This is a genomic window from Neisseria gonorrhoeae (assembly GCF_003315235.1).
GTDB lineage: Bacteria > Pseudomonadota > Gammaproteobacteria > Burkholderiales > Neisseriaceae > Neisseria > Neisseria gonorrhoeae.
The window spans coordinates 1-17,795 of the sequence record NZ_QNRU01000037.1; the positions used below are offsets into that span (position 1 = coordinate 1).

Sequence of the window (17,795 nt, forward strand, 5' to 3'; positions counted from 1 at the left end):
GGTATGCCGGTCAGTGTGCCGCAGGCGGTGAGTACGAGGGGGATGAGGAGGAGCAGGGTTTTCATGGCAGGGTTTGTTTTGTTTTGAACGGGTTTGAGTGTAAATGGATTTTAAGGGTTTGTAAACGAAAGGGGTGGAAATGCCGTCTGAACGGCGGAAATGGCTTTCAGACGGTATTTGCGCTCAATAATAATATCCCGCGCCCAGAATACACGGTTTGGATGCGCCGGTCGCTTTGTGCGGACTACCGGGAATGCGGTTAATCCAACACGCCGCCAACCACGCAAATGCGGCTGCCTCCACCCATTGAGGATCGAGGTTCAGTTCGGCGGTGCTGTGCAGGGAAACGCGTGTGCCGAAACATTCTGCCAAATCCGCCATTAAAACAGGATTGCGGATGCCGCCGCCGCAAATGTACATTTGACGGGCATCTGCCGCTGCGTGTGAGACGGCGTCGCAAACGGTTTGCGCGGTGAATCGGGAAAGCGTCCGCAATACGTCGTATCGGTTTTCGCCGCCGTCAAGGTAGGTTTCGAGCCAATTTAGGGCAAACAGTTCGCGCCCCGTGCTTTTGGGGTGGGGTTGTGAGAAATACGGGTGGGCGAGCAGCCTGCCGAGCAGTTGCGGCAATATGTTGCCTTGTGCCGCCTTTGCACCGTTTTTGTCGTAAGGCAGCTGCCAGTGTGCCTGCGTCCACGCGTCCATCAGCATATTGCCCGGCCCTGTGTCGAAGCCGAAGGCGGGTGCGCCGGGGGGGAGTACGCTGATGTTGGCAATCCCGCCGATGTTCAGTACCACGCGTGTTTCCCTGTCATCGCGGAACAGGGCTTCGTGAAAGGCGGGGACGAGCGGCGCACCTTGTCCGCCGGCGGCAAGGTCGCGGCTGCGGAAGTCGCCGACGGTAAAAATCCGCGTCAGTTCCGCCAGCAGCGGCAAATCGGCAAGCTGTATGCTGTAACCGTGTTCCGGCGCGTGTCGGACGGTTTGCCCGTGGCAGCCGAGGGCGGTAATGTCGCACGGAGCGAGGTTTTGACTGCACAGCAGTTCGGCGGCGGTTTGCGCGTACAGGCGGCTGAGTTCTTGCGACAACATCCTGCTGCGGTGCAGTTCGTCTGTGCCTGTGTCCTGCAAATCCAGCAATTTGCGGCGCAACCGGTCAGGGTAGGGGGTAAAGGCGTGCCCTTCCGCGCCCAGCCATTTGCCGCCGTCCATCCGTACCAGCACGGCATCCGCCCCGTCCATACTGGTTCCCGACATAATGCCGATGTAAAGCTGTGTTTCCATCATCACTCCCAAACTGGTGCAAAACGCCATTTTAACGTGTATTGACGCTCGTATACCGATTTGCCGCCGCAGTGTAAATAAAGTGTAAATAAATGTTTTAAGACGGGTGGAAAAATATTATAATGCGCCCGCAACATCCAGTAGTAGAAGTGTCATACAAACCGTTTCCGGCAGCAGTTTTGCATTCGGTCAGGTTTGGGGGTATTCGGATGCGGTTCAGAAGGAAGGATGCGTCTGCCATATCCCGAAACGGCAGTTCGACCGGAGGCAGCAATACAGTGTCGGCAACACTCATGATTTCCACCACATTAAAGGAAGATTGCCATGGCTCAAATCCAAATGAGCGCAAATGTTAAAACCATCAACGCCGTCTTTGCCGCCATGCTGGTAGGTACAGTCGGCTATTTTATTTATTGGGGCTTGGGTTATACCCATTACAATTACGCCGCCTTATTCATTATTGCCACGATGTTCGGTGTGTTTATGGCGTTCAACATCGGCGGCAACGATGTTGCCAATTCTTTCGGCACCAGCGTCGGTGCAGGCACGCTGACCATCCCGCAGGCTTTGCTGATTGCGGCGGTATTTGAGGTCAGCGGCGCGGTCATCGCGGGCGGCGAGGTAACCGATACCATACGCAAAGGCATCGTCGATTTGAAGGGTGTTGATTTCGAACCCATACAGTTTGTGTTTATTATGATGTCCGCGCTTTTGGCGGCGGCGTTGTGGCTGCTGTTCGCGTCCCGCAAAGGTCTGCCGGTTTCGACGACGCACGCGATTATCGGCGGCATCGTCGGCAGTGCGTTGTGTATGGCGTTTACGCATAATGCGGACGGGGTGGCGTTGATACGGTGGGGCAAGCTGGGCGAAATCGGGATGTCTTGGGTATTGTCGCCCGTGTTGGGCGGCGCGGTGTCCTATTTCCTGTTTTCGCGCGTCAAGAAAAACGTCTTAGATTACAACGCTTGGGCGGAAGGAACGCTCAAGGGCATCAAGCAGGAAAAAAAGGCCTATAAAGAACGGCACCGCCTGTTTTTCGAGGGTTTGTCCGAAGCCGAAAAAGTCGAGTACGCCACCAAAATGGCGCACGACGCGCAAATTTACGACGAACCCGAATTCGATCCTCAAGAGCTGCAATCGGAGTATTACCGCGGTCTTTATGCGTTCGACAACCGTAAAAACAATGTCGATTCCTACAAGGCGCTGCATTCTTGGATTCCCTTTATCGCTTCGTTCGGCACGATGATGATTTCCGCTATGCTGATTTTCAAGGGCTTGAAAAACCTGCATTTGGGGATGAGCAACGTCAACAGCTTCCTGACCATCTTTATGATAGGCGCGGCGGTGTGGATGGGGACGTTTGTGTTTGCCAAAAGCCTCAAGCGTAAAGACTTGGGCAAATCGACCTTTCAGATGTTTTCATGGATGCAGGTCTTTACCGCCTGCGGCTTCGCATTCAGCCACGGTGCGAACGATATCGCCAACGCCATCGGCCCGTTTGCCGCGATTATGGATGTTTTGCGGACGAACAGCGTTGCCGCGCAAAGCGCCGTCCCTCCGATTGCGATGCTGACTTTCGGCATCGCGCTGATTGTCGGTTTGTGGTTTGTCGGTAAAGAGGTGATTAAAACCGTCGGTACGAGTTTGGCGGAAATGCATCCTGCTTCGGGTTTTACCGCCGAACTGTCCGCCGCATCCGTCGTGATGGGCGCGTCGCTGATGGGGCTGCCCGTGTCCAGTACGCATATCTTGGTCGGCGCGGTACTCGGTATCGGTCTGGTCAACCGCAATGCCAACTGGAAACTGATGAAACCCATCGGTTTGGCGTGGGTCATTACCCTGCCTGCCGCCGCTGTATTGTCGATGGCCAGCTATTTGATTTTGCAGGCAGTGTTCTGATTGTAAAATACTGATGCCGTCTGAACCCGTGTTCAGACGGCATTTTGTTGATGGAATGTGCGGGCTTGTGCCTTATGCACAATCTGTTCTGTCGGGATATGCTGTTTGGTATCTTGGTTTCGGAACGGTCGGACACAAAGGTTATGATATGCCGCCGCCTGTTCTTGAAAACACTTATCCTCGGCAGCAAAATGCCGTCTGAAAAAGCCTTTCAGACGGCTTTTGTACGTTAGCCGCAATCACACCGTTTGCGAATATTTCGCTTTGGTTTCTTTGTGGCGCAGGTGGTAGTCGAAGACCATGGCGATGTTGCGGATGAGGAAGCGTCCTTTCGGTGTAACGGTCAGCCCGTGGCTGTTCAGGCGCACCAATCCCAAACCGGCGAGTTTTTCCAAATCCGCCAGTTCGTCTTTGAAGTAGCGGTCGAACGGGATGCCGAACATACTTTCGTAAATCCTGTAGTCGAGCGCGAAGCGGCACATTAAATCCTGAATGATGTTGCGGCGCAGGATGTCGTCCTGATTGAGCTGGTAGCCGCGCATGATGGGCAGTCTGCCTTCGTCGATGGCGGCATAGTAGGCATCGATGTCGCGTTCGTTTTGGGAATAGGTGCTGCCGATTTTGCCGATGGACGACACGCCGATGGCGACCAAATCGCAATCCGCGTAGGTCGAATAGCCTTGGAAGTTGCGTTGGAGGAAGCCTTCTTTGAGGGCGATGGAGAGTTCGTCGTCAGGTTTGGCGAAATGGTCCATGCCGATGAAGACGTAGCCGCGCTCTGTCAGGGTTTGGACGCAGTATTGCAGCATATCGAGCTTCTCTTCGCTGTCGGGGACGGCGGCGGTATCGATGCGGCGTTGCGGTTTGAACACGTGCGGCAGGTGGGCGTAGTGGTAAAGGGCGAGGCGGTCGGGATCGAGCGACAAAACGGTATCTATGGTGGTTTTGATGCTTTCGGAAGTCTGATGCGGCAAGCCGTAAATCAAATCGACGCTGACGGATTTGAACCCTGCCTCACGGGCGGCATCGATGACTTCTTTGGTTTCTTCGTAGCTTTGGATGCGGTTGACTGCCGCCTGCACTTTGGGGTCGAAATCCTGAATGCCGACGCTCATGCGGTTGAAGCCGAGTCTGCCGAGCATGAGGACGGTGTCGCGGCTGACTTTGCGCGGGTCGATTTCGATGGAATATTCGCCGGACGGTATCAGTTCGAAATGTTTGCGGATCATGCGGAAGACACGTTCGATCTGTTCGTCGCTCAAAAAGGTCGGCGTGCCGCCGCCGAAGTGCAGTTGGGCAAGCTGGTGCCGTCCGTTCAGATGTGGAGCGAGCAGTTCCATTTCTTTTTCAAGATATTCGATGTAGGTATCGGCGCGGCTTTTGTCTTTGGTGATGATTTTGTTGCAGCCGCAGTAGTAGCAGATGGTGTTGCAAAACGGAATGTGAATGTAAAGGGAAAGCGGTTTGTTTAACGCGCCCATACCGCGCAAATGTAAAACTTTGATATATTCGCCTTCGCGGAAACCGTCATGGAAACGGTCGGCGGTAGGGTAGGAAGTATAGCGCGGGCCGCTGGCGGGCAGGCTGGCAATCAGCGCGCGGTCAAACTCGGGGCGGTCATCGTTTACATTGTGATTGTTCTGTATCTGAATGATTTTCATGGTGTGTGTGCGGTTTTATGATGTTAGTCAAATTTTGGATAGTTTGGTAGAATGCCACAGTATGATAAACCTGTCTTGATATGTGTCAACAAGCACATAATCGGGATGGGGCAAAACACACGAAAAGGTACGGTATGGCTTCGCATAATACTACACATCAGATGAAAACGCTGTGTTCTTCCTGTTCTTTGCGGGAACTCTGCCTGCCTGTCGGGCTGCTGCCCAACGAGTTCAGCCAACTCGATGCCGTCATCCGCCAAAGCCGCCGCCTGAAAAAAGGCGAATACCTGTTCCGTGCCGGCGGAGCCTTTACCTCGCTCTTTGCCATCCGTTCGGGCTTCTTCAAAACAACCGTCGCCAGTCAGGACGGCCGCGATCAGGTAACGGGTTTCTTTATGTCGGGCGAACTCATCGGCATGGACGGCATCTGTTCCTATGTGCACAGTTGCGACGCGGTCGCCTTGGAAAACAGCGAGGTATGCGAGTTGCCGTTTACCCATATCGAAGAGCTCGGTCAGAATATCCCCAGCCTGCGTACACACTTTTTCCGCATGATAAGCCGCGAAATTGTGCGCGATCAAGGTGTTATGCTGTTGTTGGGCAATATGCGCGCCGAAGAACGGATTGCCGCCTTCCTGTTGAACCTTTCCCAACGCCTTTATTCCCGAGGTTTCGCCGCCAACGACTTCATCTTAAGAATGTCCCGCGAAGAAATCGGCAGTTATCTCGGGCTGAAACTTGAAACCGTCAGCCGCACATTATCCAAGTTCCATCAGGAAGGATTGATTTCCGTCGAACACAAACACATCAAGATTCTCAATCTGCAGGTGCTGAAAAAAATGGTATCCGGTTGTTCGCACGCCATTTGATTAACCTGTACGAACATTTCAGACGGCATTCTCAATAAACACAGGGCAGACGAAAACATCTGCCCTGTTTGTTGTATCTGCCGCAAAGTGCCGCCTGAAAACCGGCAGCCGCCTAAATCGAAAAATCCTCGCTGATGGGCGTGTACAGAATCCTATCCACCTTCTCGCGTGTCAGGTGCGGCGCAAACGCTTGGATAAAGTCGTAGGCATATCCGCGCAAATAAGTATCGCTGCGCAAAGCTATCCACGTCGGCGACGGCTCGAACAGGTGTGCCGCATCCACAAGCTGCAAATCGCCGTCCGTATCCGGGTTGTATGCCATTTTCGCCATCAGTCCCACGCCCAAACCCAAGCGCACATAAGTCTTCAATACATCCGTATCCGCCGCCGCCAATGCGACATCCGGCCGTTCCAAACGGGCTTTGGCGAATGCCCGCGCGATGCTGCTGCCCGCATTGAATGCAAATTCATAAGTAATCAGCGGAAACCTCGCCAAATCTTCAATACGGAGGGGATTCCTGCATTCGAGCAGCGGATGGTCGTTCGGCACAATCACCGCGTGTGTCCAGTCGTAGCAGGAAAGCCTTCCCAACTCGGGGTGGTCGTCTATCCGTTCCGTAACAATCGCCAAATCAGATTCTCCCGAAGTAACCATTTGGGCGATGGCGGCAGGGCTTCCCTGTTTGATGGTCAGATTGACTTTCGGATAGCGTTTCACAAAATCGGCAACAATCAACGGTAGGGCATAGCGCGCCTGCGTATGCGTCGTGGCAACCGTCAGCGAACCGCTGTCCTGTCCGGTAAACTCGCTGCCGATATTTTTAATGTTCTGTACATCGCGCAAAATACGTTCCGCAATATCCAAAACCACCTTGCCCGGCTGCGAGACCGAAACCACGCGCTTGCCGCTGCGGATAAAAATCTGAATGCCGATTTCTTCTTCCAGCAATTTGATTTGTTTGGAGATGCCGGGTTGTGATGTGAATAAGGCTTCGGCCGCTTCGGAAACGTTCAGGTTGTGCCGGTAAACTTCTAAGGCGTATTTCAATTGTTGTAATTTCATGGCGGGTCGGTGTGGGTCTGTGTCGGGTGGCTGAACATTGTTTATAATTTATCATATTTTCTTGCCGGTACGGTATGGGGCTTTGCCGTTGTGTTTGTTGTTTTTGTGCAACGGCAATCGTGCGATATGGAAAAAATCCCCCTAAAGTAATGACACGGAATTGATTTTTCGGCATGATAGACTATCAGGAAACAGGCTGTTTTACGGTTGTTTTCAGGCGTTGAGTATTGACAGTCCGCCCCCTGTTTCTTTATAGTGGAGACTGAAATATCCGATTTGCCGCCATGTTTCTACAGCGGCCTGTATGTTGGCAATTCAGCAGTTGCTTCTGTATCTGCTGTACAAATCTAATGAGGGAATAAAATGACCAAACAGCTGAAATTAAGCGCATTATTCGTTGCATTGCTCGCTTCCGGCACTGCTGTTGCGGGCGAGGCGTCCGTTCAGGGTTACACCGTAAGCGGCCAGTCGAACGAAATCGTACGCAACAACTATGGAGAATGCTGGAAAAACGCCTACTTTGATAAAGCAAGCCAAGGTCGCGTAGAATGCGGCGATGCGGTTGCCGTCCCCGAGCCCGAACCCGCGCCTGTCGCCGTTGTGGAGCAGGCTCCTCAATATGTTGATGAAACCATTTCCCTGTCTGCCAAAACCCTGTTCGGTTTCGATAAGGATTCATTGCGCGCCGAAGCTCAAGACAACCTGAAAGTATTGGCGCAACGCCTGAGTCGAACCAATGTCCAATCTGTCCGCGTCGAAGGCCATACCGACTTTATGGGTTCTGAAAAATACAATCAGGCTCTGTCCGAACGCCGCGCATACGTAGTGGCAAACAACCTGGTCAGCAACGGCGTACCTGCTTCTAGAATTTCTGCTGTCGGCTTGGGCGAATCTCAAGCGCAAATGACTCAAGTTTGTCAAGCCGAAGTTGCCAAACTGGGTGCGAAAGCCTCTAAAGCCAAAAAACGTGAGGCTCTGATTGCATGTATCGAACCTGACCGCCGCGTAGATGTGAAAATCCGCAGCATCGTAACCCGTCAGGTTGTGCCGGCACGCAATCATCACCAACACTAAGGCTAGGTAATATCTTGCCGATGCATGAGGTTAGCGGATTTTGTACCGGGTACTGTTGCAATATTCGTGAAACGTCGGCCGGTATCGATGATGTGAAACAAACCCCGCTTTTGCGGGGTTTGTTTTTTTGGGTGGTTTTCTGAAACGGCTATCGTCAGAATCGGGGTGCAGGTTCGGATTCGGATTCAGATTCATGTTTGTGTCCCATTGCCGCGCTTTATAGTGGATTAACAAAAATCAGGACAAGGCGACGAAGCCGCAGACAGTACAATAGTACGGCAAGGCGAGGCAACGCCGTACCGGTTTAAATTTAATCCACTATATCGGTTGAAACTCTGATTTTAAGGCGGTAGGATGTGGGTTTGCCCATAGCAAGGGAATCCTTTCTGTATCAAGCCCCGAAAGGGATAATTCATACAAATTCACGCCTTTCCCCCTCATTGGGAAATGGATGGAATCGTGCCCGATGTGTGCGGCACTGTATGCCGGATATGGTTTTATCATCATCCCTTTTCGGTTGAAACCCCGCCAGTTGCAGCGATTGAGCCTAATCGGTGGCGGAAGTTGCCGCTTTGCATTCGGGGCGGCGTGCAGTGCGGTGCTTTGATATGCCGTTTGTGTGTTGAAACAGGGTGGTCGGTGCATACGGGTACGGTATGGCTAAAGCTAAAAGTGAAATACGCTGAAACACTGAATGAGCCGCTTTATTGTTTGTACGACCTTTGCTGCTTTGCTATGATTTAAATTGGATTCGCACGCCGGATATTTTGGGATATGAAAGAATTCGACTTCATCAAACGGTATTTGCAAACAGGTACGGATAAGGATGTCGTATTGGGCATAGGCGACGATGCGGCGATTGTCCGCCCGCGCGAAGGCTTCGATTTGTGTTTCAGTGCGGATATGCTTTTGAAGGACAGGCATTTTTTTGCAGATGTCAAACCTGAAGGCTTGGCTTGGAAGGTTTTGGCCGTCAATATTTCAGATATGGCGGCGATGGGTGCGATACCGCGTTGGGTGCTGCTGAGCGCGGCGTTGCCCGAATTGGATGAAGTATGGCTGGAACGGTTTTGCGGCAGCTTTTTCGGTTTGGCAAAAAAGTTTGGCGTAACGTTAATCGGCGGCGATACGACCAAGGGCGATATGGCGTTCAATGTAACCATTATCGGCGAATTGCCGAAGGGTAGGGCGTTGCGGCGTGATGCGGCGGTTGCGGGCGACGATATTTGGGTGTCGGGGCGTGTCGGTATGGCGGCGGCGGCTTTGAACTGCCGTCTGAAACGGTGTGTGTTGCCGGATGATGTGTTCGCCGAATGCGAACAAAAGCTGCTCCGTCCCGAGCCAAGGGTTGGGCTGGGGCTTGCGCTGTTGCCGTTTGCCCGGGCGGCACAGGATGTTTCAGACGGCCTTGCGCAAGATTTGGGGCATATCCTGACCGCTTCCGGCGTGGGGGCGGAAATTTGGGCCGATTCGCTGCCATCTTTATCTGTATTGAAAGATATTTTGCCCCGAGCGCAATGGCTGTCTTATACTTTGGCGGGCGGCGACGATTACGAGCTGGTTTTTACCGCTCCGGAAAGTTGCCGCAGCCGCGTGCTTGATGCGGCGGAACGGTGCGGCGTGCCGGTAACGTGCATCGGCAAAATCAACGGAGGATGCCGTCTGAAGGTTTTAGATGCCGGCGGCAGGGAATTGGAACTACATTCTTTAGGATTCGATCATTTTGGCTGATTTTAAACCTGACTTTGCGTGGCTGTTGAAACGGCCGTTGTGTTTTTTGGCTTTCGGTTTCGGCAGCGGGCTGGCTCCGTTTGCACCGGGCGCATTCGGCACTTTGGCGGCACTGCCTTTGGCGTTTGTGCTGATTTTGCTCGGCATAGACGGGCTGCTGCTGGCTTTTGTGTGTATCGTGCTGTTTATGTGGGGCATACGTATTTGTGCGTGTGCGGAACGTGAAACGGGTGTCAGCGACCACGGTGGGATTGTTTGGGACGAGATTGTCGCCATGCTGTTTGTGCTGGCGTTTGTGCCGTTCAGGTGGACGTGGTGGCTGGCGGCATTTGTTCTGTTCCGTCTGTTTGATGCGCTCAAACCGCCCCCCGTCGGTTGGTTTGACAAGAATCTGCACGGCGGTTTGGGCATTATGGCGGACGATATGGCGGCTGCGGTGATGACCTTGATTGTCTTGAGGATTGCAATGCTGTTTTAAACGGGGCTGCCTTGTAAAAATGCCGTCTGAAAGCCTTTCAGACGGCATTGTTTCGGAGGTTAACGCGTTACCGGTTTGTATTTGATGCGTTTCGGTTTCGCGCCTTCTTCGCCGAGTCGGCGTTTCTTGTCGGCTTCGTATTCTTGATAGTTGCCGTCGAAGAACACCCATTTGGAGTCGCCTTCACACGCCAAGATATGCGTGGCTATGCGGTCGAGAAACCAGCGGTCGTGCGAAATCACCATCACGCTGCCGGCAAATTCCAACAATGCGTCTTCCAACGCGCGCAGGGTTTCCACGTCGAGATCGTTGGACGGTTCGTCCAGCAGCAACACATTGCCGCCGCCCAACAAGGTTTTTGCCAAGTGCAGACGGCCGCGTTCGCCGCCGGAAAGCTGCCTTGCGATTTTGCTTTGGTCGCTGCCTTTAAAGTTGAAGCGTCCCAAATATTGGCGGGCGGGGATTTCAAACTGTCCGACCTGCAAAATATCGCGACCTTCGGCAATGTTGTCGAACACGGTTTTGTCGTTTTGCAAACCTTCGCGGCTTTGGTCAATCAAGCTCATTTTCACGGTTTGCCCGATTTTCACTTCGCCCGAATCGGGCTGCTCTTTGCCCGCAATCATTTTGAACAGCGTCGATTTACCCGCGCCGTTCGGGCCGATGATGCCGACAATCGCGCCCGCCGGCACTTTGAAGCTCAAATCGTCAATCAGCACTTTATCGCCGAACGATTTGGAAACATTCACAAATTCAATCACTTCGTTACCCAAACGCTCGGCAACAGGGATAAAGATTTCCTGAGTTTCGTTGCGTTTTTGGTATTCGTAGTTGCTCATTTCTTCAAAACGCGCCAAACGCGCTTTGGGCTTGGCTTGGCGGCCTTTGGCATTTTGGCGCACCCATTCCAATTCCTGCTTCATCGCCTTCACGCGCGCGGCTTCGGATTTCGCCTCGTTTTCCAAGCGTTTTTCTTTCTGCTCCAGCCAAGACGAGTAATTGCCTTTCCACGGAATGCCGTGTCCGCGGTCGAGCTCCAAAATCCATTCGGCGGCGTTGTCGAGGAAGTAGCGGTCGTGCGTTACCGCGACCACTGTGCCGGGGAAGCGCACGAGGAATTGCTCCAGCCATTCCACCGATTCCGCATCCAAGTGGTTGGTCGGCTCGTCCAAGAGCAGCATATCGGGCTTGCTCAACAAAAGTTTGCATAAAGCGACGCGGCGTTTTTCACCGCCCGAAAGATTGCCGATTTTGGCATCCCAATCAGGCAGGCGCAGCGCGTCGGCAGCGATTTCCAATTCGTGTTCCGCACCGCCGCCAGTTGACGAACCCGCCGCGATAATCGCTTCCAAGCGGTCTTGTTCTTCCGCCAGCGCGTCAAAATCCGCATCGGGATTGGCGTACTCGGCATACACTTCTTCCAAACGTTTCTGTGCGGCAGCCACTTCGCCCAAACCGCTTTCCACTTCCTCGCGCACGGTTTTTTCCGGATCAAGCTCCGGCTCTTGCGGCAGATAGCCGATTTTGATGCCGCCCATCGGCACGGCTTCGCCCTCAAATTCTTTATCCACGCCCGCCATAATCCGCAGCACGGTGGACTTGCCCGTGCCGTTCAAGCCCAAGAGGCCGATTTTCGCGCCGGGGAAGAAAGAAAGGGAAATATCTTTAATGATGGTTTTCTGCGGCGGCACAACCTTGCTCACGCGCAGCATAGAATAGACGTATTGTTGGGACATAGTTTTCTCGATTCGGTCAAACAAATTTCAGACGGCCATTTTAACCGATAATTTGATTTAAGCCAGTTTATCCGCGAACCGGTATTGCCAAAATCGGGCAGGATTCATAAAATCCGCCTATCCCTTTGAAATTATACAGACAAAAAAATAATAATGATAGGGGATCGCCGCGCCGGCAACCATTTCGGATTTTCCAAAGCAAATACTTTTCAAATCAAAAAAAAGGATTTACTTTATGTCGGAATATACGCCTCAAACAGCAAAACAAGGTTTGCCCGCGCCGGCAAAAAGCACGATTTGGATGTTGAGCTTCGGCTATCTCGGCGTTCAGACGGCCTTTACCCTGCAAAGCTCGCAGATGAGCCGCATTTTTCAAACGCTAGGCGCAGACCCGCACAATTTGGGCTGGTTTTTCATCCTGCCGCCGCTGGCGGGGATGCTGGTTCAGCCGATAGTGGCTACTACTCAGACCGCACTTGGAAGCCGCGCTTGGGCGGCCGCCGCCTGCCGTATCTGCTTTACGGCACGCTGATTGCGGTCATCGTGATGATTTTGATGCCGAACTCGGGCAGCTTCGGTTTCGGCTATGCGTCGCTGGCGGCCTTGTCGTTCGGCGCGCTGATGATTGCGCTGTTGGACGTGTCGTCGAATATGGCGATGCAGCCGTTTAAGATGATGGTCGGCGATATGGTCAACGAGGAGCAGAAAAGCTACGCCTACGGGATTCAAAGTTTCTTAGCGAATACGGACGCGGTTGTGGCAGCGATTCTGCCGTTTGTGTTCGCGTATATCGGTTTGGCGAACACTGCCGAGAAAGGCGTTGTGCCACAAACCGTGGTCGTAGCATTCTATGTGGGTGCGGCGTTACTGATTATTACCAGTGCGTTCACAATCTCCAAAGTCAAAGAATACGACCCGGAAACCTACGCCCGTTACCACGGCATCGATGTCGCCGCGAATCAGGAAAAAGCCAACTGGTTCGAACTCTTAAAAACCGCGCCTAAAGTGTTTTGGACGGTTACTCCGGTACAGTTTTTCTGCTGGTTCGCCTTCCGGTATATGTGGACTTACTCGGCAGGCGCGATTGCAGAAAACGTCTGGCACACTACCGATGCGTCTTCCGTAGGCCATCAGGAGGCGGGCAACCGGTACGGCGTTTTGGCGGCGGTGTAGTCGGTTGCGGCGGTGATTTGTTCGTTTATTCTGGCAAAAGTACCGAATAAATACCATAAGGCGGGTTATTTCGGCTGTTTGGCTTTGGGCGCGCTCGGTTTCTTCTCTATCTTCTTCATCTACAATCAATACGCACTCATCCTGTCTTATATCTTAATCGGCATCGCTTGGGCGGGCATTATCACTTATCCGCTGACGATTGTGGCCAACGCTTTGTCGGGCAAACACATGGATACTTATTTGGGCCTGTTTAACGGCTCTGTCTGTATGCCGCAAATCGTCGCTTCGCTGTTGAGTTTCGTGCTTTTCCCGATGCTGGGCGGCCATCAGGCAACCATGTTCTTGGTTGCAGGCGCAGTCTTGCTGCTGGGAGCCTTCTCAGTCTGTCTGATTAAAGAGACCCACGGCGGGGTTTGAGCGATGAGCGATACCCCCGCTACCCGCGATTTCGGCCTGATCGACGGGCGGGCCGTAACCGGCTATGTGCTGTCCAACCGGCGTGGTACGTGCGTCTTCGTGCTGGACTTGGGCGGGATTGTGCAGGAATTTTCCGTTTTGGCAGACGGCGTGCGCGAAAACCCCGTGGTGTCGTTCGACGATGCGGCTTCCTATGCGGACAATCCGTTTCAGATTAACAAGCAGATAGGGCGCGTGGCCGGACGCATCCGCGGTGCGGCGTTCGACATCAACGGTAGGACTTACCGCGTGGAGGCCAACGAAGGCAGGAACGCGCTGCACGGCGGTTCGCACGGGCTGGCCGTTACCCGTTTCAACGCGGTGGCGGCAGACGGCCGACGGTTATCCCAACGATTTGGATATTTCCTACCGCTTGGACGAGGACGGCCGGCTTACCGTTACCTATCGCGCCACCGCGCTCGGCGACACGGTGTTCGACCCGACGCTGCACATTTACTGGCGGCTGGACGCGGGCCTGCACGATGCGGTTCTGCATATTCCGCAGGGCGGACATATTCCGGCCGATGCCGAAAAACTGCCCGTCTTAACGGTTTCAGACGGCCTCGAAGTATTTGATTTCAGCCGGTCCAAGCCGCCGGATGCCGCCGTTGCCGCCCTGCGCCGCGAAACGGGCCGGTTTTGACGACGCTTACCGCGTGCCGTCCGATATAGGCCGTCCCGCCGCCGTGTTGCAAGCCGGACGCCGCCGTCGTATCAGCATATACAGCGACCGCAACGGCTTGGTCATCTTTACCGCCGCCCCGCAGGATTTCGCGCGGCACGATGCGGGCGTTTACGACGCGCTGGCGACCGAGGCGCAGACGCTGCCCGACAGCCTGCATTGGCCCGAATTCGGCAATATCCGTCTGAACAAGGGTGATACTAGGGAGGCGACGATTGCTTACGGCATCGAATCCCTTTCTTAGGAGCTTCCTAACACCGGTTTCAGACGACCTTTTTATAGTGGATTAACAAAAACCAGTACGGCGTTGCCTCGCCTTGCCGTACTATCTGTACTGTCTGCGGCTTCGTCGCCTTGTCCTGATTTTTGTTAATCCACTATAAGATTTCACCATTCCCTCAAATCAATCCAAACAGGAGCTTTACGATGTACACAAGAATTATGGAAATCAGCCCTTGGACGCTGCGTTCGGCAAAACTGGAAAAAGAACACAAACGGCTGCAAGAGAGCCTGACCAGCTTGGGCAACGGCTATATGGGTATGCGCGGCAGCTTTGAGGAAACCTACTCCGCCGACAGCCACTTGGGCACCTACATCGCCGGCGTGTGGTTTCCCGACAAAACCCGCGTCGGCTGGTGGAAAAACGGCTATCCCAAATATTTCGGCAAAGCCATCAACGCGCTCAATTTCAGCAAAGTCAAAATCTTTGTCGACGGGCAAGAGGTGGACTTGGCGAAAAACGACGTTGCCGGCTTCTCCGTCGAACTGGATATGCAACACGGCGTGTTGCGCCGCTCGTTCACCGTATTCGGTGTGCGTTTCGATGTGTGCAAATTCCTGTCGGTCGCGCAAAAAGAGCTGGCTCTCACCCGCTGGGAAGCCGTGTCCGTTGACGGCAAAACCCACCAAGTCCGCATCGATTCCATCATCGATGCCGACGTGAAAAACGAAGACTCCAACTACGAAGAAAAATTCTGGCAGGTATTGGACAAAGGCGTTTCAGACGACCGCTCCTACATTGCCGCCCAAACCGTCGCCAACCCTTTCGGTGTGGAACAATTTATCGTCAACGCCGGGCAAACCTTCGCCGGCAGCTTCAAAGCCTTCGGCGGCAGCCAAACCGATTGGCAGGTCTCTAATTCTTTTGAAGCCGAAGTCGGCGGCACGCCCGAAACCTTTGAAAAACGCGTGATTGTTACCACCAGCCGCGATTATCAGGGCTTGGAAGCAGTGAAAGCCGCCGGCCGCGCCTTATCTGAAAAAATCGCAGGTGTTGCGTTTGAAACCTTGCTGGATGCGCACAAAGCAGGCTGGCAGCATCGTTGGGAAATCGCCGACGTGGTCATCGAAGGCAGCGACGAAGCACAGCAGGGCATCCGCTTCAACCTGTTCCAACTGTTCTCCACCTACTACGGCGAAGACGCGCGTCTGAACATCGGCCCCAAAGGCTTTACCGGCGAAAAATACGGCGGCGCGACCTATTGGGACACCGAAGCCTACGCCGTGCCGCTCTACCTTGCACTGGCGGAACCCGAAGTTACCCGCAACCTGCTGCAATACCGCCGCAACCAAATTGCCGCAGGTGCAGCATAACGCACGCGAACAGGGCTTGGCGGGCGCACTCTGTCCGATGGTAACGTTTACGGGCATCGAGTGCCACAACGAATGGGAAATCACCTTCGAGGAAATCCACCGTAACGGCGCGATTCCTTACGCCATCTACAACTACACCAACTACACCGGTGACGAGTGCTATCTTGCCAAAGAAGGCTTGGAAGTCTTGGTCGAAGTGTCCCGCTTCCGGGCGGACCGCGTCCACTTCTCCAAACGCAACGGCAAATACATGATTCAAGGCGTAACCGGTCCGAACGAATACGAAAACAACATCAACAACAACTGGTAAACCAACACCCTCGCCGCATGGGTATTGGGCTACACCCGCGAAGCCTTGGCGAAATACCCGCGTCCGGGTTCGAACGTGAGCGCCGCCGAGTTGGAAAAATGGGCGGACATCAGCGCGAATATGTACCGTCCGCATGACGAAGAACTCGGCGTATTCGTGCAGCACGACGGCTTCCTTGACAAAGACATCCGCCCCGTATCCGCGCTTTCGCCCGACGATTTGCCGCTCAACCAGAAATGGTCGTGGGACAAAATCCTGCGTTCGCCCTTCATCAAACAGGCGGACGTATTGCAAGGCATCTACTTCTTCGGCGACCGTTTCGACATGGACGAAAAACGCCGCAACTTCGACTTCTACGAACCGATGACCGTGCATGAAAGCTCGTTGTCTCCATGTATCCACTCCATCCTCGCTGCCGAACTGGGCAAAGAAGAAAAAGCCGTGGAAATGTACCGGCGCACCGCCCGCCTGGACTTGGACGACTACAACAACGACACCGAAGACGGCCTGCATATTACTTCTATGACCGGCTCGTGGCTCGCCATCGTCCAAGGTTTCGCCCAAATGAAAACTTGGGGCGGCAAACTCAGCTTCGCACCGTTCCTGCCGAGTGCGTGGACAGGCTATGCCTTCCACATCAACTACCGCGGCCGTCTGATTAAAGTCGCCGTCGGCAAAAAACGTCGTCTTCACCCTGCTCAAAGGCGATCCGCTCGAATTGCAGGTGTACGGCAAAGACATCACGCTCAACGGCAGCCACACCGTTGCATTGGAAAAATAAGGAGGGCGCAAAATGACTTTTACCGCAGTGCTCTTCGATCTCGACGGCGTGATTACCGATACCGCCGAATACCACTACCTCGCATGGAAAAAGCTTGCCGAAGAATTGGGCATCGGCATCGACCGCAAGTTTAACGAGCAGCTCAAAGGCGTGTCGCGCGACGATTCGCTCAAACGCATCCTCGCGCACGGCGGCAAAACCGTCGGCGAAGCCGAGTTCGCCGAACTGACCTGCCGCAAAAACGACAACTACTTGGAGATGATTCAGGCAGTCAAACCCGAAGACGTGTACCCCGGCATTTTGCCGCTGCTGGAAGCATTGAGGGCAAACGGCAAAAAAATCGCCCTCGCGTCCGCCAGTAAAAACGGCCCGTTCTTGCTCGAACGCATGGGGCTGACCCACTTCTTCGACACCGTCGCCGACCCTGCCGCCGTCGCGCATTCCAAACCCTCCCCCGACATCTTCCTTGCCGCCGCCGAGGGCGTGGGTGCGGACATACGCCGCTGCCGGCGTCGCCGCCATCAAAGCCTCTGGCGCTTTGCCCATCGGCGTGGGCAAAACCGAAGACTTGGGCAGCGACATCGCGCTGGTGTCCGACACCGCCGAGCTGACCTACGCCTACTTGCAAAATGTGTGGGAACAGTCGGGCAGATAAAATTCTAAGGAAGTAAAAAGGCCGTCTGAACAGTGTTTCAGACGGCCTTTCTGCTTTTAGAACAGAATGATAACCCGAGACCTTTGCAAAATTCCCCAAAATCCCCTAAATTCCCACCAAGGCATTTAGGGGATTTCCCATGAACACCTTCTTCCGGCAAACCGCCCAAGCCATGACTGCCAAACACATCGGCCGCTTCCCGCTATCGGAGTTGGACCAGGTGATTGATTGGCAGCCGATCGAACAATACCTGATCCGTCAAAAAACCCGTTACCTCCGAGACCGCCGCGGCCGTCCCGCCCATCCCCTGTCGTCCATGTTCAAAGCCGTCCTGCCCGGACAATGGCACA

General features: G+C 53.9%; 11 protein-coding genes and 4 pseudogenes. 11 read left to right on the forward strand and 4 right to left on the reverse strand.

The genetic code is table 11. The features are described 5' to 3' along the window. Positions 1 to 183: 183 nt before the first annotated feature. Complete coding sequence (locus DFR77_RS11160) at positions 184 to 1,284, reverse strand: anhydro-N-acetylmuramic acid kinase (protein ID WP_010360735.1); 1,101 nt, start codon at positions 1,282 to 1,284, stop codon at positions 184 to 186. A gap of 324 nt (positions 1,285 to 1,608) precedes the next feature. Here DFR77_RS11160 and DFR77_RS11170 point away from each other — a divergent pair, with 324 nt between their 5' ends. Together DFR77_RS11170 and DFR77_RS11175 are read left to right on the forward strand one after the other, a co-directional pair. Beyond that, a complete protein-coding gene (locus DFR77_RS11170) occupies positions 1,609 to 3,183 on the forward strand; it encodes an inorganic phosphate transporter (RefSeq protein WP_003693510.1) in 1,575 nt (524 codons plus the stop codon). A gap of 13 nt (positions 3,184 to 3,196) precedes the next feature. Further along, positions 3,197 to 3,385 (forward strand): hypothetical protein, encoded by a 189-nt coding sequence (locus DFR77_RS11175; protein ID WP_153707880.1) that lies wholly within the window; start codon positions 3,197 to 3,199, stop codon positions 3,383 to 3,385. A gap of 37 nt (positions 3,386 to 3,422) precedes the next feature. Here the strand turns inward: DFR77_RS11175 and hemN are convergent, their stop codons facing one another. Beyond that, positions 3,423 to 4,844 (reverse strand): oxygen-independent coproporphyrinogen III oxidase, encoded by a 1,422-nt coding sequence (gene hemN / locus DFR77_RS11180; RefSeq protein WP_003689506.1) that lies wholly within the window; start codon positions 4,842 to 4,844, stop codon positions 3,423 to 3,425. Positions 4,845 to 4,978: 134 nt separating this feature from the next. On the opposite strand from hemN, the gene fnr reads away from it, so the two are divergent. Further along, on the forward strand, positions 4,979 to 5,713 hold the full coding sequence (gene fnr, locus DFR77_RS11185) for a fumarate/nitrate reduction transcriptional regulator Fnr (RefSeq protein WP_010358997.1): 735 nt from the start codon (positions 4,979 to 4,981) through the stop codon (positions 5,711 to 5,713). A 112-nt stretch (positions 5,714 to 5,825) separates the two neighbouring features. Here fnr and DFR77_RS11190 read toward each other — a convergent pair whose 3' ends face one another. After that, a complete protein-coding gene (locus DFR77_RS11190; RefSeq protein WP_003689503.1) occupies positions 5,826 to 6,776 on the reverse strand; it encodes a CysB family HTH-type transcriptional regulator in 951 nt (316 codons plus the stop codon). Between the two features lie 363 nt (positions 6,777 to 7,139). On the opposite strand from DFR77_RS11190, the gene rmpM reads away from it, so the two are divergent. From rmpM to DFR77_RS11220, 3 genes are all read left to right on the forward strand, one after another. Continuing rightward, on the forward strand, positions 7,140 to 7,850 hold the full coding sequence (gene rmpM, locus DFR77_RS11200; RefSeq protein ID WP_003689500.1) for a peptidoglycan-binding outer membrane protein RmpM: 711 nt from the start codon (positions 7,140 to 7,142) through the stop codon (positions 7,848 to 7,850). A 774-nt stretch (positions 7,851 to 8,624) separates the two neighbouring features. Then, positions 8,625 to 9,581, forward strand: a complete 957-nt coding sequence (gene thiL / locus DFR77_RS11215) for a thiamine-phosphate kinase (protein ID WP_003689496.1) — start codon at positions 8,625 to 8,627, stop codon at positions 9,579 to 9,581. After that, a complete protein-coding gene (locus DFR77_RS11220; protein ID WP_003689495.1) occupies positions 9,574 to 10,059 on the forward strand; it encodes a phosphatidylglycerophosphatase A family protein in 486 nt (161 codons plus the stop codon). Before thiL ends, DFR77_RS11220 begins: the two co-directional genes overlap by 8 nt. Before the next feature lie 59 nt (positions 10,060 to 10,118). On the opposite strand, the gene ettA is transcribed toward DFR77_RS11220, so the two are convergent. Beyond that, the gene (gene ettA, locus DFR77_RS11225) at positions 10,119 to 11,795 is read right to left on the reverse strand and encodes an energy-dependent translational throttle protein EttA (RefSeq protein ID WP_003693514.1); all 1,677 of its coding nucleotides are present in this window, start codon (positions 11,793 to 11,795) and stop codon (positions 10,119 to 10,121) included. Between the two features lie 235 nt (positions 11,796 to 12,030). On the opposite strand from ettA, the pseudogene DFR77_RS11230 reads away from it, so the two are divergent. From DFR77_RS11230 to DFR77_RS11255, 5 genes and pseudogenes are all read left to right on the forward strand, one after another. Beyond that, positions 12,031 to 13,385 (forward strand): annotated as a pseudogene (locus DFR77_RS11230) (SLC45 family MFS transporter). Between the two features lie 3 nt (positions 13,386 to 13,388). Next, positions 13,389 to 14,350, forward strand: a pseudogene (locus tag DFR77_RS11240) (aldose epimerase family protein). Between the two features lie 182 nt (positions 14,351 to 14,532). After that, positions 14,533 to 16,790 (forward strand): annotated as a pseudogene (locus DFR77_RS11245) (glycoside hydrolase family 65 protein). 12 nt (positions 16,791 to 16,802) lie between these two features. Then, a pseudogene (pgmB, locus tag DFR77_RS11250) lies at positions 16,803 to 17,445 on the forward strand (beta-phosphoglucomutase). A gap of 139 nt (positions 17,446 to 17,584) precedes the next feature. Then, the coding region (locus DFR77_RS11255; RefSeq protein WP_481657163.1) for a transposase at positions 17,585 to 17,795 on the forward strand (211 nt) is incomplete at its 3' end.

Coding starts and splice junctions, on each gene's coding strand:
- fnr (WP_010358997.1), top strand. CDS start 4,979: ATGGCTTCGCATAATACTACACATCAGATGAAAACGCTGTGTTCTTCC.
- ettA (WP_003693514.1), bottom strand. CDS start 11,795: ATGTCCCAACAATACGTCTATTCTATGCTGCGCGTGAGCAAGGTTGTG.
- DFR77_RS11160 (WP_010360735.1), bottom strand. CDS start 1,284: ATGGAAACACAGCTTTACATCGGCATTATGTCGGGAACCAGTATGGAC.
- DFR77_RS11170 (WP_003693510.1), top strand. CDS start 1,609: ATGGCTCAAATCCAAATGAGCGCAAATGTTAAAACCATCAACGCCGTC.
- rmpM (WP_003689500.1), top strand. CDS start 7,140: ATGACCAAACAGCTGAAATTAAGCGCATTATTCGTTGCATTGCTCGCT.
- DFR77_RS11175 (WP_153707880.1), top strand. CDS start 3,197: ATGCCGTCTGAACCCGTGTTCAGACGGCATTTTGTTGATGGAATGTGC.
- DFR77_RS11190 (WP_003689503.1), bottom strand. CDS start 6,776: ATGAAATTACAACAATTGAAATACGCCTTAGAAGTTTACCGGCACAAC.
- hemN (WP_003689506.1), bottom strand. CDS start 4,844: ATGAAAATCATTCAGATACAGAACAATCACAATGTAAACGATGACCGC.
- thiL (WP_003689496.1), top strand. CDS start 8,625: ATGAAAGAATTCGACTTCATCAAACGGTATTTGCAAACAGGTACGGAT.